The sequence below is a fragment of the Zunongwangia sp. L-65 genome (assembly GCF_056859415.1).
In genome coordinates this window covers 13143-37075 of the sequence record NZ_JBSXOK010000070.1, presented here as the reverse complement: position 1 = coordinate 37075, position 23933 = coordinate 13143, and the positions used below count along the sequence as shown (strand labels likewise).

General features: G+C 36.7%; 26 protein-coding genes. 11 read left to right on the top strand and 15 right to left on the bottom strand.

Annotated features, from left to right (window positions below):
- From AC13DP_RS15175 to can, 4 genes are all read left to right on the top strand, one after another.
- The gene (locus AC13DP_RS15175; RefSeq protein WP_013069833.1) at positions 1-915 is read left to right on the top strand and encodes a tetratricopeptide repeat protein; all 915 of its coding nucleotides are present in this window, start codon (positions 1-3) and stop codon (positions 913-915) included.
- Between the two features lie 167 nt (positions 916-1082).
- Entirely contained in the window at positions 1083-2858 is a 1776-nt protein-coding gene (locus tag AC13DP_RS15170; RefSeq protein ID WP_013069834.1) for a BatD family protein, read from the top strand.
- Positions 2859-2860: 2 nt separating this feature from the next.
- Positions 2861-3610 (top strand): SH3 domain-containing protein, encoded by a 750-nt coding sequence (locus tag AC13DP_RS15165; protein ID WP_483068058.1) that lies wholly within the window; start codon positions 2861-2863, stop codon positions 3608-3610.
- A gap of 271 nt (positions 3611-3881) precedes the next feature.
- Entirely contained in the window at positions 3882-4514 is a 633-nt protein-coding gene (gene can, locus AC13DP_RS15160) for a carbonate dehydratase (RefSeq protein WP_483068057.1), read from the top strand.
- 57 nt (positions 4515-4571) lie between these two features.
- Here can and AC13DP_RS15155 read toward each other — a convergent pair whose 3' ends face one another.
- Together AC13DP_RS15155 and AC13DP_RS15150 are read right to left on the bottom strand one after the other, a co-directional pair.
- Entirely contained in the window at positions 4572-5120 is a 549-nt protein-coding gene (locus AC13DP_RS15155; protein ID WP_013069837.1) for a CvpA family protein, read from the bottom strand.
- Between the two features lie 31 nt (positions 5121-5151).
- Positions 5152-5589: an RDD family protein gene (locus tag AC13DP_RS15150; RefSeq protein WP_483068056.1), complete on the bottom strand. Its 438-nt coding sequence runs from the start codon at positions 5587-5589 to the stop codon at positions 5152-5154.
- A 56-nt stretch (positions 5590-5645) separates the two neighbouring features.
- Here AC13DP_RS15150 and AC13DP_RS15145 point away from each other — a divergent pair, with 56 nt between their 5' ends.
- From AC13DP_RS15145 to AC13DP_RS15125, 5 genes are all read left to right on the top strand, one after another.
- Positions 5646-6002, top strand: a complete 357-nt coding sequence (locus AC13DP_RS15145) for a hypothetical protein (RefSeq protein WP_013069839.1) — start codon at positions 5646-5648, stop codon at positions 6000-6002.
- A complete protein-coding gene (locus tag AC13DP_RS15140) occupies positions 6003-6692 on the top strand; it encodes a membrane protein (protein WP_013069840.1) in 690 nt (229 codons plus the stop codon).
- A gap of 92 nt (positions 6693-6784) precedes the next feature.
- Positions 6785-7804 carry a phenylalanine--tRNA ligase subunit alpha gene (gene pheS, locus AC13DP_RS15135; protein WP_013069841.1) on the top strand — a complete coding sequence of 340 codons (1020 nt, stop codon included), beginning with the start codon at positions 6785-6787 and terminating at the stop codon, positions 7802-7804.
- Between the two features lie 19 nt (positions 7805-7823).
- Positions 7824-8066, top strand: coding sequence for a hypothetical protein (locus AC13DP_RS15130; RefSeq protein WP_013069842.1), 243 nt, complete (start codon positions 7824-7826; stop codon positions 8064-8066).
- 12 nt (positions 8067-8078) lie between these two features.
- Positions 8079-8474 carry a hypothetical protein gene (locus tag AC13DP_RS15125; protein WP_228250855.1) on the top strand — a complete coding sequence of 132 codons (396 nt, stop codon included), beginning with the start codon at positions 8079-8081 and terminating at the stop codon, positions 8472-8474.
- 59 nt (positions 8475-8533) lie between these two features.
- On the opposite strand, the gene AC13DP_RS15120 is transcribed toward AC13DP_RS15125, so the two are convergent.
- The 6 genes from AC13DP_RS15120 to AC13DP_RS15095 all read right to left on the bottom strand — a co-directional run bounded on the left by AC13DP_RS15120 (position 8534) and on the right by AC13DP_RS15095 (position 14775).
- Entirely contained in the window at positions 8534-10198 is a 1665-nt protein-coding gene (locus tag AC13DP_RS15120) for an LVIVD repeat-containing protein (RefSeq protein ID WP_483068055.1), read from the bottom strand.
- Between the two features lie 121 nt (positions 10199-10319).
- Positions 10320-11315: an NAD(P)H-dependent glycerol-3-phosphate dehydrogenase gene (locus AC13DP_RS15115; RefSeq protein ID WP_228250857.1), complete on the bottom strand. Its 996-nt coding sequence runs from the start codon at positions 11313-11315 to the stop codon at positions 10320-10322.
- Positions 11316-11656: 341 nt separating this feature from the next.
- Positions 11657-12241, bottom strand: coding sequence for a nicotinate (nicotinamide) nucleotide adenylyltransferase (gene nadD / locus AC13DP_RS15110; protein WP_013069846.1), 585 nt, complete (start codon positions 12239-12241; stop codon positions 11657-11659).
- A 1-nt stretch (position 12242) separates the two neighbouring features.
- Positions 12243-12815 (bottom strand): guanylate kinase, encoded by a 573-nt coding sequence (gene gmk, locus AC13DP_RS15105; RefSeq protein ID WP_483068054.1) that lies wholly within the window; start codon positions 12813-12815, stop codon positions 12243-12245.
- 31 nt (positions 12816-12846) lie between these two features.
- Positions 12847-13719 (bottom strand): YicC/YloC family endoribonuclease, encoded by an 873-nt coding sequence (locus AC13DP_RS15100; protein WP_483068053.1) that lies wholly within the window; start codon positions 13717-13719, stop codon positions 12847-12849.
- Positions 13720-13812: 93 nt separating this feature from the next.
- Entirely contained in the window at positions 13813-14775 is a 963-nt protein-coding gene (locus tag AC13DP_RS15095) for a YheT family hydrolase (protein WP_483068052.1), read from the bottom strand.
- Between the two features lie 108 nt (positions 14776-14883).
- Here AC13DP_RS15095 and AC13DP_RS15090 point away from each other — a divergent pair, with 108 nt between their 5' ends.
- Positions 14884-15375 carry an acyl-CoA thioesterase gene (locus tag AC13DP_RS15090; RefSeq protein ID WP_483068051.1) on the top strand — a complete coding sequence of 164 codons (492 nt, stop codon included), beginning with the start codon at positions 14884-14886 and terminating at the stop codon, positions 15373-15375.
- A 46-nt stretch (positions 15376-15421) separates the two neighbouring features.
- Here the strand turns inward: AC13DP_RS15090 and AC13DP_RS15085 are convergent, their stop codons facing one another.
- From AC13DP_RS15085 to AC13DP_RS15075, 3 genes are all read right to left on the bottom strand, one after another.
- Complete coding sequence (locus tag AC13DP_RS15085; RefSeq protein ID WP_347405731.1) at positions 15422-16318, bottom strand: DMT family transporter; 897 nt, start codon at positions 16316-16318, stop codon at positions 15422-15424.
- Positions 16311-16664: an arsenate reductase family protein gene (locus tag AC13DP_RS15080; protein WP_228250862.1), complete on the bottom strand. Its 354-nt coding sequence runs from the start codon at positions 16662-16664 to the stop codon at positions 16311-16313. Before AC13DP_RS15080 ends, AC13DP_RS15085 begins: the two co-directional genes overlap by 8 nt.
- A 159-nt stretch (positions 16665-16823) precedes the next feature.
- Positions 16824-17594 carry a DUF3298 and DUF4163 domain-containing protein gene (locus AC13DP_RS15075; protein WP_228250863.1) on the bottom strand — a complete coding sequence of 257 codons (771 nt, stop codon included), beginning with the start codon at positions 17592-17594 and terminating at the stop codon, positions 16824-16826.
- A gap of 156 nt (positions 17595-17750) precedes the next feature.
- Here AC13DP_RS15075 and AC13DP_RS15070 point away from each other — a divergent pair, with 156 nt between their 5' ends.
- A complete protein-coding gene (locus AC13DP_RS15070; RefSeq protein WP_483068050.1) occupies positions 17751-18893 on the top strand; it encodes a cystathionine gamma-synthase in 1143 nt (380 codons plus the stop codon).
- Between the two features lie 111 nt (positions 18894-19004).
- On the opposite strand, the gene AC13DP_RS15065 is transcribed toward AC13DP_RS15070, so the two are convergent.
- The 4 genes from AC13DP_RS15065 to AC13DP_RS15050 all read right to left on the bottom strand — a co-directional run bounded on the left by AC13DP_RS15065 (position 19005) and on the right by AC13DP_RS15050 (position 23792).
- A complete protein-coding gene (locus AC13DP_RS15065; RefSeq protein ID WP_483068049.1) occupies positions 19005-19490 on the bottom strand; it encodes an RES family NAD+ phosphorylase in 486 nt (161 codons plus the stop codon).
- The gene (parS, locus tag AC13DP_RS15060; RefSeq protein ID WP_483068048.1) at positions 19490-19996 is read right to left on the bottom strand and encodes a type II RES/Xre toxin-antitoxin system antitoxin; all 507 of its coding nucleotides are present in this window, start codon (positions 19994-19996) and stop codon (positions 19490-19492) included. Before parS ends, AC13DP_RS15065 begins: the two co-directional genes overlap by 1 nt.
- Positions 19997-20181: 185 nt before the next feature.
- Positions 20182-21405 (bottom strand): cysteine desulfurase-like protein, encoded by a 1224-nt coding sequence (locus AC13DP_RS15055; RefSeq protein ID WP_228250867.1) that lies wholly within the window; start codon positions 21403-21405, stop codon positions 20182-20184.
- 5 nt (positions 21406-21410) lie between these two features.
- On the bottom strand, positions 21411-23792 hold the full coding sequence (locus AC13DP_RS15050) for a S9 family peptidase (protein WP_483068047.1): 2382 nt from the start codon (positions 23790-23792) through the stop codon (positions 21411-21413).
- Positions 23793-23933: the final 141 nt, after the last annotated feature.

The following is a 23933-nucleotide window of genomic DNA, read 5'->3' as shown; positions in this document are numbered from 1 at the left end:
ATGAGAACTGCTAAAATGACATTTGCGCAACACTCTTTTTTCCTGATTTTAATATTGCTTTTTTCTAGGGTCGGGATTGCCCAGCAAAATGACGAGACGGAAAAACTTATTAAGGAAGCAAATGCTTATATGAACCAAGCTGAAGAAGCGTTAAGTGAAAATGATTTTGCCGGAGCCGAAGCTGCTTACCGAAAGGCCATAGCCAAAGATCCATCAAATACCACAGCAAAATATAATATGGGAAACCTGTATTATAATCGTGAGAAATCTGGAGAGTCTCAATCCAGGTTTGTGGAAGCCAATAAAGTTTCTGAAAATAAAGAAGACCGCCATAAGATAAATCATAATCTTGGTAATTCTTTTATGAAGCAGAAAAAATATAAGGAAGCTGTTGAAGCTTATAAGAATGCCTTGCGAAATGATCCTACGGACGATGAAACCCGTTATAACCTTGCTTTAGCGAAAAAGAAACTTGAAGAAGAGCAACAGCAAAACAAGGATAATAACGATAATCAGGACAACCAGGATAATAAAGATCAAAACGAAGATCAGAAAGATCAGGACCAGGACAATCAGGGAGACAAAGGAGAAGATAAGGATCAGGACGGTAAACCTAAAGATGAAGGTGATAACGAAAAACAGGATCCAAAAGATGGAGAAGGAGATCAGGAAAATGAAAAGCCCCAAGATCAGGATCCTAACGAACAAAATAAAGGAGATCAAGATCAAAAGGATCAAAAGGGAAAACCCGATCAGCAAAAACAGCAGCAACCTCAACCTGCACAAGGACAGCTTTCGCCACAACAGATTAAAAATCTGCTTGAAGCTATGAATAACCAGGAAGAGAAAACTCAGGATAAGATGAATGCCGAAAAAGCTAAAGCTGTTAAAACACGGTCAGATAAAGACTGGTAACATTCTAAGTTTTGCTCGATAATCGAGATTAGATGTTCAGGTTGTGATCCCGGTAGCTGAGCGATTGGGATGCAGTGAAATAAAAAATAATTTTCTAATACATGCCTCATGTACTTGTCCTGAGGTTAGTTTATTAACTAGATCTAGATTAGAATTAAGGTTTACAAATGAAATTAAAGTTAATAATATTAAGTCTGTTTCTATTTACGACCTCACTTCTTTCTGCACAGGTAAAGTTTACAGCAGAAGTTAGCCGGGAGCAGATTGGTATCAACGAGCGTTTACGTGTTGATTTCAATATGAATAAAGACGGGGATAACTTTACTCCACCTTCCTTTACAGGTTTTAAAGTAGTGGGAGGACCAAACCAGCAGGTAAGCAACAGTTGGGTGAATGGGAAGAGTACCTTTTCTAAAACCTATAGCTATTATCTTGAGCCCAATTCGAAAGGGACTAAAACGATCGGGCAGGCACAGGTTACCGTCGCCGGGACAGTTTATAAAACTTCACCGGTAAATGTAGAGGTTGGGGATGCCGTAGAGCGACCTCAGGATGGTAATGATGCTGCTATTGTACCGGAAGATAACTTGCATTTTGTTGCCGAAGTATCGAAACCCAACCCTTATCTTAATGAGGCAGTTACCGTGACTTATAAACTTTATGTGAGTGAAAGAATAGGGATAAGTAATTTTAGGATGTTAGATAATCCTAGCTTTCCCGATTTTTGGAGTCAGACCTTAAATATGAATGGGTACAGATTTGAGCAAGGCACTTATAGAGGCGAACCCTATCGCTATGCGGTAGTTTATAAAACACTTTTATATCCCCAAAAAACCGGAAAATTAGAGATCGATCCAGTTGCCATTTCAGTTTCTGTAGATGTTCCTAGTCAGCGTAGAAGTATTTTTGGAGGCGTCATTTATCAAACAGTCGAGAAACGAGTAACTTCAGCAAGCCGTGAAATCGATGTGAAGCCATTACCCACCCAGGGCAAACCTGCAAATTTCACCGGTGCAGTAGGAAGTTTCGAGTTTAGTGTAGATCCAAGTAAAACCACCTTAGATGCCGGGGAATCACTAACCGCTTCAGTAAAAGTTAGAGGTCGTGGTAACTTAATGCTTTTTGAGTTACCAGATCTTACGGTGCCTAGTTCATTAGAGATATATGAGCCGGAAAGAAAAGAGAACTTTAGCTCCACATTAAATGGGACTCAGGGAAGTCTTACAGAAGATTATACCATTGTGCCCACTCGTAAAGGTAAATATCCAATTCCTGGACTAAATTTTTCTTATTTTGATCCGCGATCTGAGACTTATAAAAGCATAAGTACAGATGATATCGTTATTGATGTTGAAAATGGTCCTGTTGGGGCGCCAACTAATTCGGCTACTAAGGATAACAATACGGTAGCTTCGAATAAACAGCCGGTAAATCTTAGTGGTGACCAGTTTAGATATATAAAACTTAATGCCAATCTAAAGCCTTTAAATGCACCAGCATTTTTTAGATCCTGGTTATTTTGGGCGCTTTTAATAATTCCTTTGCTCATACTTCCACTGATTATTATGTTTGGTAAGAAGCGTGAAGCAAGAGCAAATGATATCACCGGAAACCGAATCCGGAAAGCAGATAAATTGGCAAGAAAATATCTCTCTGAAGCTCGAAAAAATCTTGGACAGCAACAGGAATTCTATATTGCTTTGGAAAGAGCAATGCATAATTATCTAAAAGCAAAATTGCATATCCAGACCGGTGAAATGAGCAAAGAGAGAATTAATGAGATTCTTACAGAAAGGGGGGTAGATCAAGCTACAACCACTCAATTTATCGAGATTTTAAAAAGTTGCGAATTTGCAAGATATACGCCGGCATCTATGGATACCATGAAACAGGATTATGATAAGGCGGCCAATGTAATATCAACTTTAGATAAACAATTGTAATTATGAAAAAGATCTTTTTTATCCTGCTGGTTTTTTGCACTACAATTGGTTTTGGGCAAAATGAGGCACTTTTTGAGCAGGCAAATAAAGCCTATGCCGATGGTAATTACGAAGATGCGATTAAAAAATATGAAAGTATTTTGGATAAAGGCGAAACTGCTGTATCCTTATATTACAATCTTGCAAATGCCCATTACAAATTAAACCATATCGCTCCAAGCATATACTATTATGAGAAAGCATTGCAATTAGCGCCCAACGATGCCGATGTAAAAAATAATATTCAGTTTGCCAGAAATATGGCAATGGACGATATCGAAAATGTACAACGTACAGGTATTGCTAAAACTATAGATGATCTAATCGCTACATTTAGTTTTAATACCTGGGCCATGCTGGCTATTGTGTTTATGGTGCTTTTCGTTATTTTATTTTTGTTTTATTATTACGGAAGGACTACGCTGTCAAAACGTATTTTTTTTATTACCTCAATGGTTTCTATATTTCTTTGTATCGTTTCCGTATGCTTTGCTTTTAGCCAGCAAAATATTCAACTAAATAATAATTACGCCATTGTTTTTGCTGAAGAAGCCGGGGTTAGAAGCGAACCCAACCTAAGAGGGGAACCTGCTTTTTTATTACATGAAGGCACTAAAGCCAAGTTGTTGGAAAATTATCAGGAATGGTATAAAATTGAAATAGCCGACGGTAAACAAGGCTGGATGCTAAAAGAAAATCTAAAAGAACTGTAAGATTACTTTTTACCGAAGCTCTTGGTATAGGTTCCTTTTCTTTTTGATAAGGGTAAAATATTGAATGTTCATACCGAATCATAAGCAGATACCATCAACCTGAACTTATCCTCGATAGTTGTCATATCTTTGAAAATATCAATAAGTTTTCGATACTTAAAGCCAATAATACAAGATTCTGCTGATAACTAAATTAGAAAAGTAGTACAGCCCAAAAGTTATTCGGTATTTTTGCAATTAATGTCAAGACTTACTTGTAGACAAAAGTAAAATGGATTTTTATAAGCAGATTTTAGAAAATAACAAGCAATGGGTGAGCAGTAAGCTGGAATCAGATCCCGAATTTTTTAAGCGGTTAGAGAATGGTCAACAACCTCCTTTACTATGGATAGGTTGTGCGGATAGTCGCGTCCCTGCGAACGAAATTATTGGTACGCAGCCTGGCGAAGTCTTTGTACACCGTAATATTGCCAATATGGTCATTCATACCGATATGAACATGTTAAGCGTGCTAGACTACTCAGTAAACGCTTTAAAAGTGCAGCATATTATTGTATGCGGTCATTATGGCTGTGGTGGGGTAAAAGCTGCTATGGATAATCAATCTATAGGTTTAATCGATAACTGGATTCGTCATATAAAGGACATTTATAAAATGCATGTTCGCGAACTGGAGACGATAAAAGATGAAAAAGCCCGTTGGGATCGCTTTGTAGAATTGAATGTAATCGAGCAGGTGTATGATCTTGCTGAAACCTCAATTATACAAAATGCTTGGAAAAATAAACAAAAAGTGGTGATTCATGGTTGGGTTTATGGAGTTGGTACTGGTATCGTAAAAGATCTTAATGTTCACTTAACCGGGAATGAAAATTTAGATGAAGTTTATAATTTAAAATTCTAGGTTTTTTTCGTTATGGGAAGAAAAGATATCTTTTGAATTTCTGCTTTATCTTAGATTTCATTCACCTTGCTGGTCTTCTTTAGCTTCAGAATTGTCCAGGGGATTCCAGATATCACGTTCTCTGGCTTCTTTTAAAATAGTGGGCAATAGTACAGGAGCGAGCATTGCTATAGGTTGGTAAAGTACAGATTCTTCAATAGTTTTATCTTCAACCAAATCAATTTGTTCTTCTGTAGCCCTAAAAAACATAATCACGACACTGGCTAAAAATGCTAGTTTTAAAAGCCCAAAAACTGCTCCTAAAATTTTATTTATCATTCCTAATGCAGCTAGATTGGCCACTTTTGTTAAAAATTTTCCTGCCAGGGTCACCAAAAAAAGAATAAGAATAAAAGTGATGGCAAAAGCGAAGAGGTTAATCGCACCTTCGTCCCAGTTTACATGTCTGGCCAAAAAATCACTTAAAATATAACTAAAATAAATCGCTCCGTAGATCCCGGCAATCAACCCTACAAGGGCGGCAACTTCAGCAAAAAGTCCACGAAAGAACCCACGAATAAGTCCGTATAACAAAACAATTCCCAGGATAATATCTATGGTGTTCATAGGCTTTTCTTTTCGCTATTGGTAAATTTATTTAATATTTTGTTACAGTAGTCTTTGCCCAAATATCACCTAATCTTTGATTTTTATCTGAACTTTGAATAACCAGGATCCCTACAACTCCAAAGAAAAACATGTCAATAGGATCTAAAAGATGCCTTTGTAAAGACTGCGTAAAACTTATGTTTGTAGCATATCCGGAAAGTGTTACAGGTTTTAATCGTACCATCGAATTTCCTACGGTTGCACCAAACCAGGTCTCGGTACAGACGATCAAAAATAACCAAAATAATATAGGGATTAGTGAAGGTAAACCTTCTAGATGATAAACTCCTTCATTGTCTGGTGTCCCCACGGTAAAAATGAGCATAAAAGCAATCGTATTTACAATAGTATAATCAATACAGCCAGCTAGGAATCTTCTGCCAATATATTTAGGTTTTGGTTCTTCCTGAGGTTCAAAATTATCCATGTTAATGATATCTAATCAAATATAAATAATTTGATCGCAAAACTTATATTTGCAGCATGGCAAGAGACGAGAAATTAAAAGAGCGGTGGGAAAACCTTCAGCAAAAATTAGCAAATCAATTTGCTGATGGGGAGGTTATGGAGTTAGATGCTGTAATTTATATTATAGGGGTACAGGAACTTGGGCAATTGCACCGTCGTTTTAAAAAAGATCAAAAAGTCGATTTAATGCATATTGCAATTTGTAGGTTATTGGAGCCTTACGGATATTATGAGTTTGATTATTTTGATGATGATGGTTGGCCGCATTATAAGGTGTTAGAGCAGCTTCCCAATTTAAAAGCTGGAGAGCAAAGTGTTTTGATGAAAGAAGCTATTGTGCAATATTTTCTTGAAAAAGAATATATATCTTAAATGAACGCGTTGCTTTTTTTTACCGATTTTCCCAACGATTCTGGGCCTATCTATACTGAAACTGTAGCGGGAAGATTTCCTGTAGAACCGTTTAACACTTTTAGCAATATTTTCTTTTTAGCGATCGTAATTTATTTTTCGTACCGTGTCTACAAAAATTTCAGGGCTCAGTTATTTCTAAGTTTTGCTTTACCTGTTTTGTTTATAGGATGGATTGGAGGTACGATATATCATGCAACAAGAAGTCATGAAATCTGGCTTTTAATGGATTGGGTGCCCATCGATATTCTATGTTTGTCGGCATCACTTTATTTTGCTTCTAAAGCCAGTTCTAAAAAAAGGCAGGTACTGGGGTTGATGTTGTTGGTGCTTTTATTGGTTTTAGGAGTACGTTTTATTCCGTTTAGATCACATGGCCAAACCTACTCGTATATCGCTACGGCAATCGGACTATTATTGCCTATTGGCATTCATGTTTATCAAACAAGGTTTAAGCATTTTAGGTTTATGGCTTTTGCAGTAATTAGCTTTATAATGGCCATAAGCTTTCGGGTATTAGATCGTTATATTCATTTCTCTATGGGAACGCACTGGTTGTGGCATAGCTTTGGCGCTTTTTCGGTCTTCTTCTTAATGAAGTATGTTTTTCACGATGCCGAAACTTCAAAAGTTATAAATCAGTTCGATTAATTTTCTCTTTCCGGGCTTTTGTTTTATCGGTTTTTAATAAGGGCTATAGGCGTAAATTTTTATAAATTTGCCATCTTATAAGAATGGAATCTATGATTGATAAGATTAAGGAACATATTACTGATGTTAAAGCCTTTAATGCTACGACAAAAGAGGAGATTGAAAATTTCAGAATAAAATATCTTGGTAAAAAAGGTATTCTTAACGGCTTCTTTGCTGAATTTAAGAACGTTCCTAACGAACAAAAGAAAGATTTTGGACAAACGGTTAACGAACTTAAAACGGCTGCACAGGAAAAAGTAGACGAGCTAAAAGAGCGTTTGGACAGCCTGGAAGAAGAAAAAGGCGTTTATGGTGATCTTTCCAGACCATCAGAACCTTTAGAGATTGGTTCCCGTCATCCTATTTCAATAGTGAAAAATCAAATCATAGAGATTTTTTCTAATATAGGTTTTAATGTTTCTGAAGGATCAGAGATCGAAGACGACTGGCATAACTTTACCGCATTAAACTTACCGGAGTATCATCCGGCAAGAGATATGCAGGATACATTTTTTATCCAAACCGATCCAGATATTCTACTAAGAACACATACTTCTTCGGTACAGGTAAGATATATGGAAGATAATAAGCCACCAATCAGAACAATTTCTCCCGGGCGTGTTTTTAGGAACGAAGCTATTTCTGCTCGTTCTCATTGTATTTTCCATCAGGTAGAAGGACTTTATATTGATAAAAATGTTTCGTTTGCCGATTTAAAGCAAACACTTTTATATTTCACCAAGCAGCTTTTTGGAAAATCTAAGATTAGGCTAAGACCTTCTTATTTTCCATTTACAGAGCCTAGTGCCGAGTTGGATATTTACTGGGGGCTGGAAACAGAAACCGATTATAGAATAACAAAAGGAACTGGCTGGTTAGAGATATTAGGTTGCGGTATGGTGGATCCTAACGTTCTAAAGAACTGTAATATCGACCCTAAAGAATATTCTGGTTTTGCATTTGGAATGGGGATAGAACGTATCGCGATGTTGCTTTATCAAATTGGCGATATTCGTATGTTCTATGAGAACGATGTGCGATTCCTGGAACAGTTTAAATCGTCTATCTAAGTTCTGACAGAAAGATTTTATGAGTTTGTTGAGAGAACAACAGCTTTTAAAATACGAACTTACCGCAAAAATGGAGCTTATGAAAAAGTCTGGTTTTATTATTCTTGCGGTAATAGTTTTAGGTGTTGCCGCCTATTTAGCTATAGCGGTTTTAAAAATTACCATAGGTTTAATTGTATTGGCGATTGCTGCAGTAGTATTGTTTGTGCTTTGGCATATGATTAAACATAAGTGGGAGGAAAAATTTGAAAGCGAATCTTAAAAAGATTGTATTTTGAAAAAGGATATAGAAATTCCTAAGGTTGAAAAAGTTCATGTTGCTGCGGTAAGGGAATTTAATGAAGAATTTCAGGCAGAGGAGTGGAATGCTTATATCATTAATAATAAGAATGTTTCTATTGAAATGATCCTGATCGTAGCTAAAGGTTATGATGGTGCCAAAGAAACATCGGTGATGCGCCATAAACTTGAAAAATTACCACCACATTCTTTCGCGAAGATAGAATTTATTCAGGATGCAGTTTTAGAGCTTACTAACGAGTATCAGGTGACTTTTTTTGCTGACCATAAGATGTTTGAAAAGACGTTTGTTTTTAAGAAAAATACCGTTAGCAAAGACAAACAAAAAGACTTGCCAATTATACCCAAGATGGGCATTTTAGCAGAATAAAACACATAAAAAAAGCCTCTGTTTTCAGAGGCTTTTTTTATGTGTTTTTCTAACTATGCTTACTTAAGTTTATTAGAAGTGTCGATGTAGTTTCCAATTACAGTACTACCACTATTTTGTCTTACGTTTCCAAATACATGAATTCTAGAGCCGTTTCCAATAAACTCTAAAGTCGATCCGCTATTTAGGTTTAAATTTCCGTATACCACAAGAGTTCCTTCTATTCTTAAAACAGAACCACTATTGATATTAAGATCATGATTTCTTCCAAAAATTCCTACGGCCATTGCGCCACGCATATTAAATGTTCCCTGGCTGTTAATATTAGTACTGTTTTGAATGTTTATCGATCCGCAGAAAGTGAAATCTCCACCAACATTTAGGTTTTTTAGCGTTGCAGCACCACGATATGCCATAACCTGATTGCTATTTACATTTAAGTTGGAGTTTCCTCTATAAACATCATAAGATTCGCATGCTGCAAAATTATCGGTTGCTTCTGGTTGACTAACCTTGATGATTTTTAATCCGCCAGTTCCAGAGGCTACAAAAATATAATCGCCATCAGATTGGATGTAATTAGAAGAGCCTTCTAAATCAACAATACCTTCTTCTACAAGAGTATTGTTTTCATCCAGTTTGGCAATTCCAAATCCGGCACCGCCGTTGGCCATTAAAATAAAATCTCCGGCAATAGAAACTGCATTTGTAACCACATCCTCACTATCATATGCTGCATCAACAGGTAGGGGGATACTTAATTGTTGCAATGTATTTCCGGAATTACTATCGTATATGCCTACTCCATTACCGCCTTCAGCAACTAAAATTGCCTGATCTTTAAATGCAATGGTTCGTTTAGATTCACTGGCTAGGTTTGGAGTGTTAATTCTATTCAAAACAGAAAGGTCTCCGGGATTATACATGGCTAGGCCTTCACTTCCACTTAACACGGCAATTTTGTTATTTCCGTAAGCTATCGATCTAAGGTCTGGTATAGGTTGTTCTGCTATAGTTTCCAAACTTGCTGCATCATAAAGACCTAAAACACCAGTGGCACCACTAACACCAATAATTTTATCGTCAAAACCTGAAATATCAACCGCAACATTTCCTTCAATAGGTTTTAATTGAAAGTTTTGTAAAAAGTTCCCTGCCGAGACATTTACATATCCAAGATTCGCCCGGTATTCTAGATTTAAAAGTTCATCAGTATCTACTGCAGAAGCAAAGTATAATCTACCATTGCTGAAATAGGCAGAGGTAAAATCTACAATATCTGAAGTTACCCGGCTAGTCACAAAAGGATTGGTCTTGTCTTCAATATTAATAATATCTACACCCCCAAGATAGGCTTCGCCTTCCATCATATAGGTTACATAGGCGTAATTTCCATCGATCTTTACATGGCTTGCTCTAAGTGTTGTTCCGTCTACAATTGGTGGATCTACAGTAGCAATTTGCTCTAAAGCGATATTGCTTACCTGCGGATCTTCGTCTTCAACCGCTTGTTTTGAACGATTTGCTTTGATCGCAGTGATGGAAGAAATACTCAATACTCCTGCACCATTTCGGTTCAATACGTTTTCTAATGTTCCGGCATCATTGTTAATTTTGAAATTTTCCTGAGTGTATTCGTTCTCATCAAAATTGTTGTTGCTGTCACTACATGAAATAACAAGGATAGATAGGATAATCCATCCTGCTAGAAGTCTTTTACTCATTGTATTTTTTTAGAGGGATTTTAAATTATGCATTAAATGTAATTAAGAAATAGACGCGCGCTAGTTCTTTTTCGTTTAATCGACGCCTGTAAGAGATAAGGGGTCATTATCTGGCTACCAGTTAATCCAGTTTGTCGGCAAGTTTTTTAAAGGTCTTTTTAGGATTTTTTCCCTCATAAAGTATGGCGTAAACCGCATTGATAATTGGTGTTTTTGCTTTACGCTCTTCATTGATTTTATAAGCACTGGCAGTGGCGTAATAGCCTTCGGCAATCATGCTCATTTCCATTTGGGCACTTTTAACGGTATAGCCTTTCCCGATCATATTCCCAAACATTCTATTTCTACTAAATACAGAATATCCGGTTACTAAAAGGTCACCCAAATAAGCAGAATCATTAATATTACGCTTCATTTTGTGTACTTTCTTGATGAATTTTTTCATCTCACGAATAGCATTACTCATTAGGACACTCTGGAAGTTATCACCATATCCAAGCCCATGAGCAATTCCTGCAGCAATTGCATAAATATTTTTTAAAACCGCAGCATATTCAGTTCCAACAATATCGTCGCTGGTTTTACACTTGATGTAATCACTCGATAAGAAGCCGGCCAGCATTTTTGCTTTATCCTCATCACTACAGGCAATTGTTAAATAGGATAAACGCTCTAAAGCTACTTCTTCGGCATGGCATGGGCCGGTAATTACCCCGATGTTCTCAAAACCGATATTGTAAAATTTATTGAAGTGTTCTCCAACAATCAAGCTGCTTTCAGGTACAATCCCTTTTATTGCTGAAAATATCGTTTTCCCTTCTAAAGGAACAGTAAGTTTATCTAATTCAGATTTTAAAAATGCAGAAGGAATAGCAAAAATCAAGACATCGGCAGAATCAACTATTTCGTTAATATCATTGCTAAGTTGAAGTTGATTAATATTAAACTCTACATCACTAAGATAATTAGGGTTGTGTTCGTGTCTTTTTAAATGTTCTACCGCATAAACGCTTCGCATGTACCAATGTACTTTTTCAAGATTTTCGGTTAGCATTTTTACGATCGCGGTTGCCCAGCTACCTCCGCCAATAACAGCTATATTAGAAGTTGTACTCATGTGTTTGGTTTGTTGTACGTACTGCAAAAATAAAGATTATAAAGGGCTTTAAAATTTCTGAAGTCGGTATGGGCGTAAGTATGGCAAAAATTTAACACAAAATAGCGATCTTTAAAGACAATCTTAATAGAACGCCCTGCGTTATTAAATTGTTCTTCTCCTAAACCAGAGAAGATTTCTTAGTTTTTTTGGTTGGTTATTTAGTTTGAAAACCGCCTTGTATGAGAGATACAGGGCGGTTTTTTAATTGCTAGCCTTTCGCCTATCTACTATTGGTTTTGACTGTCGTTATTTTAACTTTGGTAGTAAAGCGAATCTATAATCGAGATTCTTTTTTTCTGCTATTTATAAAAGTTGTTATGGATTACGTATTCCCAAACTTTCGCCGGTAACATAGGTTTTATAAACTTACCTTCTTTTATGGAATCCCGAATAAATGTTGCAGAAATTTCTATAACCGGGGCATCTACGCGGGTGATTTTTGGATGATCTTTAAATTGATTTTCGACCTTTCCACCGGATTTCCTTGGATATACATACAGCGAATGATTGTCTAAAATTACCTCATAATTTTTCCATTTATGGAAGGTCTTTAGATTGTCTTCCCCCATAATAAGGCAAAACTCATTTGTTGGATATTTTTCTTGAAGATGTGCCAGGGTTTTTACCGTATAATTAGGCTGCTCCAATCTAAACTCTACATCGCTGGGCTGTAAATGCTCAAATTCTTCACAGGCCATAAATACCATATCCAGGCGGTTATGATTATCTAAAAGCGTACTTTTCTTTTTATGGGGGTTATGTGGAGTCACTACCAGCCATACTTCATCAAGATCTGAAAACTCGGCCATATGGTTTGCGATAATCACATGCCCAATATGGATGGGATTAAATGTTCCAAAGAAAAGTCCGATTTTTTTATTCATCTTACTTTTTTATAAAATCTGCAACCAGGTCATGGGCTTCTTTTAAAGCGACTTCCAGATCATTATTTTCGATTATAAAATCAAATTGCGGTGCAGTGGCAAGCTCGATACTGGCTTTGGCCACACGCATATTGATTTTGTCCAACGATTCAGTTTTACGTTTTTTTAACCTGATTTTTAACTCTTCAATACTCGGTGGTTTTACAAAAACAGCCAGGGTTTTTTCAGGGTAGATCTTTTTTATATCTAAACCGCCCACTACATCAATATCAAAAATAACGTGTTTTCCTTTTTCCCAAATTCGCTCCACTTCAGCTTTTAGCGTTCCGTAAAAATTATCGCGATAAACTTCTTCCCATTCCAGGAATTCGTCGTTTTTAATCTTCTTTTTAAAATCTTCTAAAGATAGGAAATAGTAATCCTTACCATCAATTTCGTTAGGACGGGGGGCACGAGAGGTTGCCGAGATGGAAAAGTCAAGCTTTAAATCATCCTGTTTTAAGAGATGTCTAACAATAGTGGTTTTGCCTGAACCAGACGGAGCTGAAAATACAATTAGCTTCCCTTCTTTCATGGTGCTTTACTTTAATTTGGTATAAATGCTATTATAGTACGTTTAAGACCTGTTCTTTAATTTTTTCCAACTCGTCCTTCATTTGTACTACCAGTTGCTGCATTGGAGCATAGTTACTTTTACTACCGATGGTATTAATCTCACGTCCCATTTCCTGGCCAATAAACCCTAATTTTCTACCGTTGCTGTCTTCTGTACCCAGTGTTTCGGTAAAATAAGAGAGGTGGTTTTTAAGTCGAACTTCTTCTTCTGTGATGTCGTATTTTTCGATGTAGTATACCAATTCCTGCTCAAAGCGATTTTCGTCTACATTTTCTTTTAAATCCTCAATTCCTTTACGAAGACGCTCGCGTACATTCTCTACACGTTCCGGGTTTATCTGCATAATTTCATTCAGCAAATCAGCAATATTGCTAACGCGAAGTTTGAGATCCTTTTCTAAAGCCGCACCTTCGGCAGTTCTAAATTCATTAATTTCAGTAAGTGCTTCTTCTAAGGTTTTTTCGATTTCAGCAAACTCATTTTCGTCAATTTCCTCACGTTCCGTTTTTAACGCATCGGGTAAACGCATGGCAATTTCTAAAAGCTGGGCATCACTCTGGCTACCAATACCTGGTAATTTAAGATCCATCATTTGTTTAATGTAAGCTTTTACAACTTCAGCATTTACAGATGCCGATGTTTCGTCACCAGATTGTTCTACATAAAGGGAGAAATCTACCTTGCCGCGTTTTAAAGCCGAAGAAATCGTATTTCGCATTACCAATTCTTTTTCACGATACTGCGAAGGAATTCTGGCATTTAGATCCAGATTTTTACTATTTAAAGATTTAATCTCTATGGTAATCTTTTTATTGGGAAGCTGTAGTACACTTTTCCCAAAACCTGTCATTGATTGAATCATGCTTCATTTTTACGGTTGTGCAAAGATAATCAATTCTTAAGCAGCGCAAAGAGTATGGAATAATTTAGCTGAAGAAAGGAAACTACAAGGATCTTAAAGATGATTTGTGATAAATTGAAGCGCTCTTTCTTCCTGATAATACATTTTTTTATACTGAATAAAGCCCACATGTCCGCCATATTTTGGGATTTCCAGATGCAGGAATGCAGAATTTTCGGCTATTTTCTTCGGAAATGAGGCTGAGGTTAAAAAAGTATCATTTTCAGCATTTAAAAGAAGTGTTGGGATCTTGATATTGGGCAAAAACTGAAGGCAACTGCATTTTTCGTAATATTCTGAAGCTGAAGCATACCCATGCGCACGACTCGTATACAGCTCATCGATTGCCAATAGCGAATTACAGGCAGATATTTGTTGTTTTTCGAGTTCTTTTGGGAACGCCAGTTGCCGCTCAAAAAGCTGATCTTTTAAATTCTTCTCAAAACGGCTGGTGTACAATTTATTTTTAGGAAGATTTAAAGCTTTCAGGCTGGCACCAAGATCACAAGGCGTTGAAACAGCAACCGCCACTTTTATTTGCGGTGGCAGCTGGTCACGCTCGCCCAGATATTTTAATAAAAGATTGCCGCCAAGGCTAAAGCCTATTAGGGCAATTTGTTCGTAGTTATTTTTCCTTAAAACATAATTTAGCACATCCTCTAAGTCTTCGGTAGCACCGGCATTGTAGCTTCGGTATAATCTATTGATCTCGCCGCTACAACTTCTAAAATTCATTGCGCAGTAATCCCAGCCATTTTCAGTAAAGATTTTACCCATTCCCAACATATACGGTCGGTTGGCATTTCCTGCCAGTCCGTGCATACTAATCACTAATTTTTTGGTTTGGTTTTTAGAAAAAGCCCAATCCAGATCTAAAAAATCGCCATCGCTTAATTCTAAACGCTCCCTTTTTTCAGATTTAAAATTTACTTTTCTAAGCGTTGCTGCATAGATCGTGGCGATATGCGCATTTTTAAAAAGAGGCGGAGCGGTATAATTACTTTGGATTACTGGCATGCGTCAAATTTCCGAAAATTTTTTTACTAAACATTCTAACATAAAATCTTTATGCATGCATAGTAAATATTTGTAATTTAGCTTTTCTATAAAATTGAAAGAAAAATTATGTATACCAAAGAATTTGAAATACGCTGGAGTGATATCGATGCTAACCGACATTTAGCCAATACGGCTTATATCAATTTTATGAGCCACACCCGAATGGGATTTTTAATGGAGAATGGCTTTGGACAGAAAGATCTGGCAAAACATAATCTGGGGCCGGTGGTGTTTTATGAACACGTGTATTATTTTAGAGAAGTTTTTGCGGGAGAGCCGGTTAAAGTAAGCCTGGAATTAAAAGGGCTTTCTGAAGACGGAATGTATTTTGAATTTGTACATAATTTTTATGATAGCAAAGGAAGAAATTTTGCCAGCTGTGAGATGATGGGTGGTTGGATAGACTTAAAGGAAAGAAAACTAACTGGCTTACCTCCAGAGATGGTTGAGAATCTGGATAGTCTAACGCATACCGATGATTTTAAAGTACTTACTAAAGAAGACACCAGAAAGCATGGTAGAAAACCACAGGATATCGATCCCGAGTTGCTAACATAAAGCAACGTAAAAATAGAATATACCGATTTAATATTTTGAAACCCGGCTATGCCCGGGTTTTTGTTTTTTTAAAACTTACCAGATAAACCCCAACAAAAACCAGTAGTCCGGCAGCAACTTTTATTGTCGTTAATTGATCAGCACCTACTAAAATGGCATAAATAATTGCGATTAAAGGTTGCAAATAAATAAACACACTTATTGTTGAAGCCGATAATTGCTTTAGTGCATAAATGTTTAGTAGGTAGGTAGAAAATGTGGTGCCGGCAACGACAAAAGCCATTCGCCAAATCGCATCGAAAGGTAAATGAAACCAGTCTACCGCAACAAATTCAGAATAGGTAACCGGCAAATTAAGAAAAACGCCCATCAAGAAAAGCCATTTCATAAGAGTGATGGCGTGGTATTTTTTGGTAAGTGGCTTTACGATTACCAGGTATAATCCGTATGAAAAAGCATTAACTATAAACATCAAATTGCCCAGCGGAATATTTGGCGCATTGGTCACACTATCGGTACTAAAAACAACCAGAGCTAAAGCTCCCGATAACCCAAAAGCAATCCCCACTCCCTTTAAAAAGGTGATTTTTTCTTTTAAGATGATCGATGCCAGAATAAGAACCATAACCGGCGAAACGGTAATGATTACCGAGCTGTTGATCGGGGTAGAAAGGCTTAAACCCTTAAAAAAGAATAGCATATTAATGCACATACCAAAAATGGCACAGCAAAGCATTCTTGGCCAGTCTTTTTTTTCGACTTTTTCTTTGGGAGCAAACGGACTTAATATCCAGAATAAAATAGCTGCGCCTAAAACGCGTAGCATAATGAATCCAAAAGCTTCGATATGCGTAGGCATTACCCCCTTGGCAATCGTATGATTTAAGCCATAAATTGCACTGGCTCCGGTAGCGGCAAAAATGGCCAGTAAGCGTTTATCCATGGATAGATTCTTTAGCAGCAGCTACGTTTTTTTTAGCATTGCCAATAAAAATCTCTTTACCGTTAATGATTACGGGACGTTTTAAAAAAGTATAATGTTCTAAGATTAAGGCTTTGTAATCTTCTTCGCTAAGATCCTTGTTTTTAAGATCACGTTCTTTGTAAAGTCTTGCTCTCTTGCTAAAAAGTGATTCATAACTTCCTGCAAGCGCCTGCATTTCTTCAATTTGCTTTTTAGTTATTTCATCGGTTTTGATATCCTGAAGTTCAAAATCAGCCGGAGCTTCGATATCGTTAAGGATTCGTTTACAGGTATCACAGGTAGAAAGGTAATAGATCTTTTTCATTTCATTTTTTGTTTAGGAGTACAAAGAAAAAACTTTAAAAGAGCTCTTGCAATTTATTGGTATCCCAAACGGGAATAAAAATCCCGATGCTGATGATTACCGGGATAATTCGAAATTGTAAAAGTTTTTCAGATTCATCGCAGACGATCTATAAATACGCTATTCCTTTTCTGAAAAATCTATTTTTAAATAGTTAGAGACTTCATTCAAATTATACTCATAGGTTTTCTGGCCTTCGACATAAGCAGCGATCTCGTATGGGTTGTAAGTGAGGATAAGTTTATCGTTCCTAAAACCAATATTTGCAGGAAGGTGAAATTCATCATTTTCAAAGAACATTCCCGTACTGTTGATATTCTCTCCTTGAGGAATGTTTTCTTTATTTCTAAAGTCTTTTTCTACAAAATCTTTAAAGGCTGGCGTAAAAAGATCCTTATGAGTATAGACTGCCCCGGTTTCAGGATTAAAATTCATATAGGTATTGCTTCCGTAGCCATGGGCACCACCGGTAAAGGTGTAAGAATTGAAATCGATACTCAGTAATTTTGGAGTTTCCGAGGTTATTTCAGCAAAAACAGTCGCTTCCCACGGGATATCGGTTTCGGGAAAATCTTCACGGTAAGAACCATAGTTTGCAATAAAACCATCAACCATTTCTTCCATGGTCTCTGGGTTATTATCCGGGTTAAAACCTGAAACGATCTCTATAATATGATGTTCTATAGAATCATTGATCTTTTTGGCAACCGTCTCCTTTCCTTTGGCAACAGGGAAATTCAGATTGATGAAAGTACAGTTCCCTTTTTCTGGATTACATTTTTTGTAAGCCTTTTCTATATTATAATTGGTGAAAATAAGGTTTTCTTTTTTCTCTTCTTCACAGGCATACAGCATCAGGCTGGCAAGCAGCACTAAAAGAAATTTTTTCAAAATAATTTTCGGATTTTAGGTTATTTTTTTGCTAAAGTACGTAGCAATTTTGGCATTGCCAATGCGAAGCTTATTTTTGCTTATAAGATTTTTAATTTAACGAAAATCAGTATTTAAGCTGTCTCTTCAGCTTAGTACTTTACCAAATAACCTGTTATGAAATTTAATACCAAAACGATACACGGTGGCCAGAAAAATGTAGATCCTGCCTATAATGCAGTGATGCCACCCATCTATCAAACCAGTACATACGCGCAAAGCACCCCCGGAGGACATAAAGGCTTTGAATATTCCAGAAGTGGTAATCCAACCCGTGCCGCTTTAGAGCGTTCTCTGGCCAGTATCGAAAATGGTGATTATGGGATGGCTTTTGGTTCTGGACTTGCAGCAATCGATGCGGTGATGAAATTATTTAAACCGGGAGACGAGATAGTAAGTACTAATGATCTTTATGGCGGTTCTTATCGTTTGTTTACTTCGATATTTGAAAATCTGGGCATTAAATTTCATTTTATAGGTATGCAGGAAGCCGAGAATATCGAATCATATATCAATGAAAATACAAAGCTTATTTGGGTAGAAACACCAACTAACCCAATGATGAATATTATCGATATCGAAGCTACTGCTAAAATTGCGAAAAAACATCATATTTTATTAGCGGTAGACAATACTTTTGCAACACCTTATTTACAACAGCCCTTGGATTTGGGAGCCGATATTGTGATGCATAGTGCGACTAAATATTTGGGCGGCCATAGCGATGTAGTAATGGGTGGGCTTGTTGTAAAAGATAAAGCGCTTGCCGATAAATTGTATTTTATACAAAATGCTAGCGGCGGTGTTTGCGGTCCGCAGGATAGCTTTTTGGTACTACGCGGAATTAAAACTTTACATTTAAGAATGCAACGCCACTGCGAAAATGGAGAGAAAATAGCTCGGTTTTTAAAGGAGCATCCGGGAGTTGCACAGGTAAACTGGCCAGGCTTTGAAGATCATCCCAATCATGAAATTGCTAAAAAGCAAATGAAAGGTTTTGGCGGAATGATTTCTTTTTCGACTACGCAGGGAACCGCTGAAAGTGCCGTTAAAATACTTGAAAATCTGAAGGTGTTTACCTTGGCCGAATCTTTAGGTGGGGTGGAATCTTTAGCAGGGCATCCTGCGAGTATGACACATGCCTCCATCCCAAAAGAAGAGCGGGAAAAAACGGGAGTAGTGGATAGTTTAATCCGTTTAAGTGTGGGAATTGAAGATGGAGATGATTTAGTAGAAGATTTAAAACAGGCGTTGGGGTAAATTTTAGACCGCTGCACTGTAAGCGATTAGAATATAGACTAAAGAAGTACGATCAGGTTTATTCACTTTTAATTTTAAAATTTACTGATATGTTAATTTGATAGATAAGGATTATAATTCGTTTTTCTTTGTTTGATTGAAGCGTTCGTCAAACTTTAAGGGTTTTTTCGAAATAACGGTTATCTTTTTAGCGTCTGGGTGGTTTGGATTAATCAAATAGTTAAACTCAGGCTTTACAATACTGCTTGGTACTTTTAAGACCGCTGCTTGGTTATCAGTTACAAAATCATCGCCAATAAATTGCGTTTCTAGAATTGGAGGTTTGGAATCCCATTTAGCTGGTAAATCTTTATGTTTTAATTCAAGTATTTCAATGTCATCGGGAATATTAATTTCTACGTAATAGCGATCTGTGGGTAAATCTTCGTTTAGATCTAAATGCAACGAAACTTCTAAAGTTGCTAAAGCTCTGGACTCTGAAGTGTAAACTAAAAATGTATTAGGGCTATTCCATCTATAACCCTCTGTAAGTGCTGCTCCTATTCCCTTTAAGGTGGTTTCAAGATGTTTTTTTCTTTCTCTCCTATATACTCTCATTAGGCTAGATTTCCATATTCAAGTCTATTTAAGCGATTCCTAACTTCCTGAATGCCGGTTAACGAATCGAATAGACTGATTGGTGCAGCTCCACCTAACGAAATATTAGTTTTTTGTAGCCAACGCTGAAATTTTTCTTTTTCTGAATTGAATACTTCTAATCCAAATTCTAATACTTCGGTTAATACTAAAACTAATTCACTGTCCCTACCGCTCAACAAGTCTTTGTCTTTCTTTTTTTTATTGTAGGTTGTTTGTGGCATTTGCAATAAATGAAGGATATGCTTGATGGGTAAATTCGATTTATTACTGATAAATTCTATGGATTCGTAGGGTAGCCCTTTTCTGATAATGGAAACCCTCTCCATCCTGCTACTCCAAACGTATGATCTATCAGAAGTCTCTATAGTCCAACTTTGGTTCTTTATTTTTCTAACCGCTCTGGCCCTTTTTACGCTTCTTTTTGGATCAAAAGATTTATTATCAGACTTTTTTTTAACCGGCATAACAATCAATTTGTTGTTAATTCACAACAATATTACTGCAATTAAAATTTTTATTTACAATTCAGAACAAATTGCATTCGTGAAAATTTTGCTGTTTAAAAAACAAGGGGCCGAAATTACCGAATTTCAGCCCCTTGTTTTTTCTAGCATGTAGGTTCTAGAAGCAAAGCGATCTAACTCCTATATTAAATCACTTTACCCAACGCCCAGATGAGTCGTTTTACTTCTTCCTCCTTATTGTAATGCACTAAGCTGATACGAACCACACCGTTGTTCTTTGTTAAGTCAAAATCTTCCACCAGTTTTTTAGCGTAGAAATCACCAAACCTAATTCCGATTCTATAGTCATCAATTTGTTTTACGATTTCATTGCTTTTTAAATCCTCGTGTATAAATGAAATTGTTGGAACTCTTTTTAAAGCATCTGCTTCAGGAGTTCCTATAATTTTTACTTTTTGATGTTCATTTAAAAAATCAAGAAGTCTTTTTGCCAGTTTTTGTTCATGCGTAGCGATAACTTCATAAGATTTTTTTAGCATTAAAACCGCTGAATCTTTATCTTCTGGAAAGTGTTGTTTGTAAAATTCATGGAAATACTCTGTAATTCCTAAAAGACTATAGGTGAGCTCAAAATTGAAATTCCCCGGCTGAAATTTATAAGGGATATCGTCTTTTTTAAAGAAATAGTGGTTAATACCATCCATTTCTAAAAGCAAATCGTATTTACCATACATCAACGCTAAATGCGGGCCATAAGTTTTATACCAGCTAAAGGTGTAGAAATCGATGTCCAAATCCTGTACATCAATTTGCCGGTGCGGTGCATAAGCCACACCGTCTACACAAATAAGCGAACCATTTTGATGTACCATTTGGGTAATCTCTTTGATAGGATTTATAGTTCCTAAAATATTAGAACAATGTGTAACAGCAACTAGTTTTGTTTTTTTAGAAAGTAGCTTTTTAAGTTCCGAAAGTTCAAGTTCCATCGTTTCAGGATTGGCTTTCCAAATCTTTATTTTTATTCCTTTCTCCTTTAAATCGGTCCAGGGAGAAATGTTGGCTTCATGATCGGTATTGGTGACAATAACTTCGTCTCCTTCCTGCCATTTCCTGCTAATAGATAAGCTTAAGATTCTAAAAAGCATACTCGAAGATGGCCCAATAATCACCTCTTCGGTTCGGTTAGCATTTATAAATTTTGCTATTTGTTTGGTTGCCCAGGCCAGTTTTTCGCCGGCTTCCTTACTAACTTTATAAGATGCTCCCAGTTGTACGTTATGATGAATTAAATAGCCGTTAATTCGCTGAATAACTTTTCCCAATATCTGTGAACCACCCGCATTGTCCATAAAGATGAAGTCTTTATCGAGGGCAGGGAACTGTTTTCTAACAAATTCTATATCCATAAAATCTATTTGTTTAGAAGGCTTTCATTAAATAATTTGAGTATTCTGCTATACTCATCGGTCCAGCTGCTTGGTTCTACAAAACCATGATCTTCTACCGGGTAAATAGCCATCTCCCAGTTATCTTTTCCCAATTCGATTAAACGTTGGGAAAGCCGTACCACATCCTGAAAATGTACATTTACATCTACCATACCGTGGGCGATCAATAAATCTCCTTCTAAACCTTCCGCAAAATAAATCGGGGAAGATCTACGATAGGCGATAGGATCGTTTATTGGCTCATTAAGAATATTTGAAGTATATCCATGGTTATAATGTGCCCAGTCGGTTACCGATCTTAATGCTGCGCCGGCAGTAAAAGTATCGGACTCGGTAAACATAGCCATTAAGGTAATAAATCCACCGTAACTTCCCCCATAAATTCCGATTTTATCAGGATTGATATCATGGTTTTTAATTAGGTATTTTGCACCGTCAACCTGGTCTGATAAATCTTTGCCACCCATGTGGCGGTAAATTCCGGTTCTCCAGTCGCGGCCGTAACCCGCACTTCCGCGATAATCAATATCTATAACGGTGTATCCTAAATCGGTTAATAGATTATGGAACATATATTCCCTAAAATAAGAAGACCACCACTGATGCACATTTTGCAAATAACCTGCGCCATGCACAAAAACAACAGCAGCGTTGTTTTTAGTTTCTTCGCTTGGAGTGTATAGCCTTGCGGGCACCATCGCGCCATCTTTAGCCTCAAACTCTATAAGTTTTGGTATTCTCCAGTCATAATTTGAAAATGCTTCAGATTGGCCGCTGGTTAACTGTTTTGCCTCTCCTTTCCCGGTTTTTTTAAGATAAAGTTCCCATGGTTTATTACTGTACGAATAGTAAATCGCCATATACTTTTCGTCTGGAGAAAGATATACCTGGTTGTTACCAGTCATATTGGTAAGCTTTTCCATTTTACCTCCCATTACCGGCATTTTATAAAAATGTCGAACATCAGGCCCTTCCTTTGAAGTGGTTAAATACCAGTACTTTTTATTATTCGATAATTCGGGATCAAAAACTTCATAATCACCAGGAGTGAGATCTTTTTTTTCTCCGTTGTCTACATTCAATACGTAGAGATGAGAATATCCTGTAGCTTCAGATTGAAAATAAATATGCTTGTTATCGGGTAACCATCCAAGCGTACCACCGCCAAAAGACCAACCCAGTCCCGGTCCTGCGATCCAGGCTTCGTCACGTTGCCGATCCAGAACAGTAAGACTGCCGTCTTCAAGATGAAGTTGAGCGATCCAACGATCTTTATTATCTTTAGATCTGATGCTTACGATGGCTTTCTCACCATTTTCAGAAAAATAAGCTGGCGAGGTAATGACTTCGCGAACTTTTTCTTCCCATTCTTTGTCTGGATAATCTTTCACATAATCTGGTAAATCTTTAATCCCTTCAAGTTGGTCTGTACTTACCATAAAGACCGTATCTTTTTCGATATTATAAAGAGCTAGTTCCACTTCGGTTTTATCGTCACCCACTTTAGAACGTGCAGGTAGCTCTTTGGTATATCCAGACTGGTCTACATAATCAGGGACTTCGGTATTATCGCCGCGTTCTCTTTTAATTAAATTGAAGCTTACGTATTTTCCATTAGGAGAAATGCTGATGCCTGAAATTTGCTTATCTCCGGTATAAAAAGCATAAGAATCATCGCGAGCTTTACTTTTACGATAAACTTTAGAAGCTTCTGCTTTTTCTTTGCGTTGATTTATAACTTCTAAAAGTTCCAGATTTTCATCCTGTATCCATTCATTTTTATCTGAAAGTTTTTCTTCTTTTTCCTCTCGTTTTGTTCCTTTATTGATATTGGTTAATTTGGTAATACTTCCCTTATCCAGATCATAAATAAAGGCATTATCATTTAAAATGAATGAAATTTTGGAGTCATCTGCCATAAACTGAGGATCTATAATTCGCTCTCCCAGATCGATCAGTTCTTTTTTAGATGCTTTCCTGATATTGTATAAAAACAGCTTCCCATTTTCAGTAAATAGCATTTCGGTTCTTTTGTCGTTATAATCACCATATCGCGGAATCATATTTTCTTTTTCTTGCTGAGATACTTTTATGATTTTTGATTGGTTGGAAATGTTGATTTTGTATAACGAATCTTCCGGATCATTTTCCAGGTTATATTGAAAGTAAATATTCTCACTTTCTATTCCCCAATGTATGCCAGAAGGAAAAGTTCCCATCCATTTGGGATCCTGCATGATTTTTTCAACAGAAAGATCACTTTGCTGTGCCTGCAATAAAAAGCTGCTAAAAGCAATAAATGTCAGGATTGCGAAATTGCTAAAACGAAGCGTAAATTTTGTCATTTAGGTAAATATTGAATTTCAATTAGTGGTGAGATTTCTATAATCGAAAAATAAAGCTTTCGAAACTAAAATTCTCAAAAATATAATCTTCAGCTTTCCGTGAAAAAAGCCTTAAAATTTGCACACAATATACTTAAAAAC